The 5327-nt window shown below is 42.5% G+C and carries 6 protein-coding genes; 2 read left to right on the forward strand and 4 right to left on the reverse strand.

Features of this window, described 5'->3' with window-relative positions; genetic code table 11:
- Positions 1–298: 298 nt before the first annotated feature.
- Positions 299–877, reverse strand: a complete 579-nt coding sequence (locus Q0192_RS15600) for a cupin domain-containing protein (protein ID WP_299290793.1) — start codon at positions 875–877, stop codon at positions 299–301.
- A gap of 398 nt (positions 878–1275) precedes the next feature.
- On the opposite strand from Q0192_RS15600, the gene Q0192_RS15605 reads away from it, so the two are divergent.
- The gene (locus tag Q0192_RS15605; protein WP_299290795.1) at positions 1276–1488 is read left to right on the forward strand and encodes a hypothetical protein; all 213 of its coding nucleotides are present in this window, start codon (positions 1276–1278) and stop codon (positions 1486–1488) included.
- Between the two features lie 41 nt (positions 1489–1529).
- On the opposite strand, the gene Q0192_RS15610 is transcribed toward Q0192_RS15605, so the two are convergent.
- The 3 genes from Q0192_RS15610 to Q0192_RS15620 form a co-directional block, all read right to left on the reverse strand.
- On the reverse strand, positions 1530–2366 hold the full coding sequence (locus tag Q0192_RS15610) for a TIM barrel protein (RefSeq protein WP_299290797.1): 837 nt from the start codon (positions 2364–2366) through the stop codon (positions 1530–1532).
- A gap of 84 nt (positions 2367–2450) precedes the next feature.
- The gene (locus Q0192_RS15615) at positions 2451–2924 is read right to left on the reverse strand and encodes a CYTH domain-containing protein (protein WP_299290799.1); all 474 of its coding nucleotides are present in this window, start codon (positions 2922–2924) and stop codon (positions 2451–2453) included.
- Between the two features lie 10 nt (positions 2925–2934).
- Positions 2935–3744, reverse strand: coding sequence for a CHAD domain-containing protein (locus tag Q0192_RS15620; protein ID WP_299290801.1), 810 nt, complete (start codon positions 3742–3744; stop codon positions 2935–2937).
- 219 nt (positions 3745–3963) lie between these two features.
- On the opposite strand from Q0192_RS15620, the gene Q0192_RS15625 reads away from it, so the two are divergent.
- A partial coding sequence (locus tag Q0192_RS15625) for a DUF1800 domain-containing protein (RefSeq protein ID WP_299290803.1) occupies positions 3964–5327 on the forward strand: 1364 nt, incomplete at its 3' end.

The raw sequence follows: 5327 nt of genomic DNA on the forward strand, positions 1-5327 counted from the left end.
GCCTGTAAATTTTATTTTGACTATATACCGATGCAGGAACCACAAAAAAGACAATGATTTTTAGGTGGTAAAAGAAGCATGGGAATAGTTAAACAAGATTTAAACCAGCTTTATGTTTTAACTTCTAGATGATAAGCGTATGCAAAATCTTTAACAAAATCTGCCAGTTTTAGCTCCTGTGCAAGCGATTTCCCGATGTTCTCTAAAGAACCTGTAAGTACAATATTCATATAACGATTGTATTGCCGAAGCCTGTTGTGTTAAACAGCAGCAATTTCATAGGATGAAAGCAAATCAATTACTTCCAAACTTTAACCAATCCATCACTTTTCCCCAAAAAAGGATCAGTACCAGGAACCGGCAACGCCGCAATCCGTTCATCCGCTTTTGGCCGGTCGCCGGGTTGGCCGCGCATAATGTCCCAGCTTCTGCCATCGGGATACGCACCAACCACGCCAAAATCCTGGCTGCTGCCTAAGTTTTTATGGCCAACGCCAGCTGGGATCACGATGATGTCTCCAGCTTTTACTTCCACTTTTTGCCCTTTTTCTCCGCCTAAATGCAGCAAGGCCGAACCGCTGTAAATGCCTAAAACTTCATGCGAAGTGCTGTGGTAATGGTGAAAAGGGTAAACGCCGTTGCGCCAGGAGTTTGTCCAGTTGTTTTTGGCAAAATGCTGTTCCAGCCAATCCGCGCCCGAAGAACCGTTTTGCGAAAAAGCTTTTTGGTAATGCAGCAACGGATATTTGCTGTTCGGAATGATGCCGTCATCTTTAAAATGAAGCATAGTTGGTTTTGCCGGTTCTGCCATCGCTTTTTTGTTGAACATGGTAAAAGAAGATAAACCAAGCAGGGTTAAAAATTGAGTCCGGTTCATGATATTATAAATTGAATAAATGTTTAAATTTTAACAATACGCTTTTAGCCATTGTTTTTTGCTTGAAGGCTCTCACTACATAAACAACAACCAAAAAAAATCAAACCAAACTTTTTTAGAAACCACATCACTAATCAGCAGAAATTGTATCAAAAGTATTTCCAATTTTTATCTGATAAAAGAAGCATTGCAGATTTTTAAAACACGCCAAACCAAATTGCATTGCGGGCCAATTGCAGCCTTGCTGCATCCTTCCAACGTTATAAAGTAATATTTTAAAATGGTCGTTGTTTTAAACCTCCTGTTTTTTTTTAACTAATATTTCTGAACGAACTAGACCAAATAGGCCCTAAAAATTATAAAAACATAATTATATTTGCCGCAGTTAAAACATTGTTATGAAAACTTTAGGCCTTCTTGTTGGATTTATTGGTATCCTGATCCTTGCTTGTACCGTAATTTTAACACCTGCACATTCTTTTAACCCTACGGATTCTACCAACGGGACTTCGGCCAATGCAGCCCTGTTTTTTGGCGGCCTAATTGTTTTCGGGGCCGGTGTGGTGCTGTACGCAAACTCGATAGAAAAAAAAGCGCACGAAAAAAAGTAACCTGATTTTACCAAATTTTATACGGTAAAAGAAGCATTGGCCTACAATTTCTTCAAATAATTCAAATCGTATTGCATCGCGGCCAACGGTGCCATGCTGTATTCTTCCTGTTCTACAAAATAATTTTTCATGCCGGCTTTATTGGCTTGGGCTAATAAAGCTTTCAAATCTATGTCGCCTTTGCCAAATTCGGTGCTGTGTTTGGCGGTTTTGTCCATATCTTTTAAATGCCAAAGCGGGAAACGGCCCGGATATTTGTTAAAATACGTGGTGGCATCCTGTCCGGAAACAATAAGCCAGCCTAAATCCAACTCGAACTTTACTTTAGCGGGATCGGTATGCGTCAGCAAAATATCGTACAAAACCTTGCCGTTTTCCTGCTCAAATTCGTACTCGTGGTTGTGGTAGCCAAAAACCAAGTTAGCTTTGTTGGCCACTTCTGCTGATTTGTTAAAAATATCCGCACAATGCTGGTAGTTGCTCACGGTTTGGCCGTTGGAAGGCATGGTCGAACAGATCAGATAAGTTTGTCCGGCTTCGGCGGCTTCGTCTACCGTTTTTTGCCAGTCGGTGCCAATGTGTACGTGTCCGCTCAGCACAGTCATGCCCAAATCCGAAGCGATCTTTTTCATTTCTTTTGGTTTCAACCCGTAATAACTGCCTTTTTCGCTTCCGGCCGACTCTAGGTTTTTGTAACCGATAACGGCCAGTTTTTTCAAAGTACCGGCAGCATCGGCCAACATATCTTTTCGGACGGAATACAATTGCAAACCGATATTTTGGATAGGCATCGAGTTAGCAGGAAAAGAAGCCAGCGCGGCACCGGCAGTCAACACAGCGGTAGATTGGATAAAACTTCGTCGTGTTTGGGCTTTCATAACCAGCGATTTAAAATAAATTTGGTAAGCTAAGATGCTGTTTTTATGCCGATAAAAACAGTATGGTTTAAAGAAGTTGCGTATTTACTTTTTCCAAAAAGAAAACGGACTTGTAGCCAAATTAGAGTTGTAATACCGCGGATCATGCGTTACTTCTTCCGCTAAAAAATCAGGCTTTTCAAACAAATCGCTTTCGCTTTTCAATTCGATTTCGGCCACAATTAAGCCTTCGTTTTCGCCTTTAAATTCATCTACTTCAAAAACTTTTCCGGCAACAGGGATGCGGTAACGTGTTTTTACAGTGCCTTGCAAAGCAAAACTTTCCAGCAGTTCGTGGCCGTCTTGCAGCGGGATTTCGTATTCGTATTCCTTCCGTGTAAAACCTGTTGTTGCCCCTTTTATGGTGATAAAAGCCTTGCTGCCGGCAATGCGTACGCGGATGGTTTTGCCTTTTTCGTTCACCAAATAACCTTGCTGGTAAGGTGTGCCTTCGGGTTTGGCAAAAGCGTTCCATTTTTCGGGATCCACCAAAAACTTGCGTTCAATTTCTAAGCCCATATTTTTCTTTTTAAACTACGGTTTCCGGAACAATTTTAACGGCCGCGTCTTCGGCCGTGCTTACTTTTTGGCGAAAGTTGGCGGCCAGTTCCAAAATCTCCAGCTCCAACGCCGCGTTGCTGTTTTTTAGGTTGATAATGGCTTGATTGTCCGGTTGGTTCATCGCTGATAACACTTCCATCGTTAACAAATGGTCGTGCCACTGGCCAATTTTGTCCTGCAACTGGTTCAAATAATCCGCATTGATCCGCAATTTCCCATACAACGCCTCGGCACTTGCTTTTTGGTTGTAAATCAACAATTTAATATTTTTGCGTGCCGTGTGCATGGCTTCGTCAAAAGTTGGCGCGGTAAAAAAAATAGCAACCTGGTCCAGTTTATCCTTGTAAAAATTCCGAATGGTTTTGCCTTGCAGCTTGTGCAAATTGTTTTGCAACGCAATGTGTGCTTTTTTTAACCGCTTTAAATAACTTTTGCCTTGGCTTTTAAAAGCTTCCGTGCCTTGCTGCAAAATTTGCTGCTGGTGTTGGTTAAAGTTTTCGTCCTGAAGCTGGTGTTTTTCGCCCAGTTGCAGGTTGATTTGCGCGTTGCGGATATCGCCCGCTGCTTTAAATACTGTTTTTACCGGCTTAAATTTGTGCAGCAAACCTTTATTTTCCGGTTCGCTGGCATAAAGCGTGAGCAACGCCTTCAGCTTTTTAACGTGGACACGGAATTGGTGCAGATCGTCCTGGCTGTTGGTTTTCAAAAAAGTTTTTAAATGGCTTTTCATTCCTTTCCACAGCTTGTCCAATTGTTTCACCGCTTTCTTTTTCTTCATACAAAAACCTCCTGTTAGTTAAATCCACTCCATCATTATACAAGTGAAATTAATTATTGATTAAATTTTCATGCTTCTTTTATCGGCATAAATTTAGTGAGTGTTGATTTAGTCCATCTACTTTTTGCCCAACTAAAATTTTGATGCTAACGTTTTAAACTTCAGCTACTTTATCCAGTCAGTATTTAGGTTCTGATACTTCTTCAAAATTCAATAATCATGAAGTTTCCGGTTAGATTTTTAAGTTTCGCCTTTTTAATGGCCGTTCTTGGTTTGCTGTTTTCTTCTTTTTTGGATGAACATCAGACTAACTTTGCTGCTTTTAAATTTCCGTACAAACAAGCACACCTAACCGAACGTCAGGCCGCGGCACATTTGCTTAACCGTTTTACGTTTGGCGCAACGCCGGGCGCAATTGATGCGGTAGTGAAAATCGGGCCCGAAAAATGGTTTAAACAGCAATTGGAAGCGGGTTTGTCCGATGATTCCTTGAACCAGCTTTTAAACCAGTACGATGCGATGAAGTTGAGCAACGCAGAAATTGCAGCCATCTACCCAAAAAACGGACAAATTGTACGGATGGCGGTAAAAGACGGCGTGATTAATAAAGATTCCATCAATCAAAACGATAAAAAAGCTTACAAAGAACAAATTGCAGCCTACATGCAGCAAAAAGGTTTGCGGCAACCGCAAGACCTTTACCGGCAGTTGATTAACCAAAAAATACTGCGTGCCGCTTATACGCAAAACCAGTTGCAGGAAGTGCTGACGGATTTTTGGTTCAATCATTTTAATGTTTCGATTACGAAAAATGATTGTGCCGATTTTATCCCGGTTTATGAGCGCGATGCCATCCGGCCAAATGCTTTAGGCAAGTTTGACCAACTGCTGCTGGCCACGGCAAAATCTCCGGCGATGTTGTATTACCTGGATAATTTTAGCAGTTCGGGCGTTAATACCAACGCCAACCCGCCGCGGGCAAATATGGCCGCGCGTTTTGCCAATCAGCAAATGCCTGCCGCAGGCGATTCTGCCATGCGCCAAACTCAAAATTTTAACAAAATAAAGCAGGTAAAAAAAGCACAGGGCCTAAACGAAAACTACGCCCGCGAAGTGATGGAACTGCACACGCTTGGCGTTGATGGCGGCTACACGCAGCACGATGTTACCGAAGCGGCACGCGTTTTAACGGGTTGGGCTGTTAGTCCGATGGATAATAAAGCCAACGGCAACATAGCTCAAAAACTAATGGACAAAGTTGGCGAAGATAAATTGGCCGAGCGCGGTTTTGTACACGATGGCGATTTCCTGTTCAACCCAAACCGCCACGATAACGGCGAAAAAACGGTTTTGGGAAAGCATTTTGGCCCGGACGGCGGCTACGATGAAGGCGTGCAATTGCTGCAAATGCTGGCGCACCATCCTTCCACCGCACAGTTTATCTGCCACAAACTGGCCGTTCGTTTTGTAAGCGATAATCCGCCAAAAGCTTTAGTTGATAAAATGGCCAAAAGCTTTTTAAAGGAAGACGGTGACATCAAAAAAGTATTGACCACAATGGTTTCCTCGCCCGAATTTTGGGG

The sequence above is a fragment of the uncultured Mucilaginibacter sp. genome, assembly GCF_937859865.1.
GTDB lineage: Bacteria > Bacteroidota > Bacteroidia > Sphingobacteriales > Sphingobacteriaceae > Mucilaginibacter_A.

Bases quoted from the DNA above. Each gene is read 5' to 3' on its own strand.
- Q0192_RS15605 (WP_299290795.1), top strand. From the start codon at position 1,276: ATGAAAACTTTAGGCCTTCTTGTTGGATTTATTGGTATCCTGATCCTT.
- Q0192_RS15610 (WP_299290797.1), bottom strand. From the start codon at position 2,366: ATGAAAGCCCAAACACGACGAAGTTTTATCCAATCTACCGCTGTGTTG.
- Q0192_RS15620 (WP_299290801.1), bottom strand. From the start codon at position 3,744: ATGAAGAAAAAGAAAGCGGTGAAACAATTGGACAAGCTGTGGAAAGGA.
- Q0192_RS15600 (WP_299290793.1), bottom strand. From the start codon at position 877: ATGAACCGGACTCAATTTTTAACCCTGCTTGGTTTATCTTCTTTTACC.
- Q0192_RS15615 (WP_299290799.1), bottom strand. From the start codon at position 2,924: ATGGGCTTAGAAATTGAACGCAAGTTTTTGGTGGATCCCGAAAAATGG.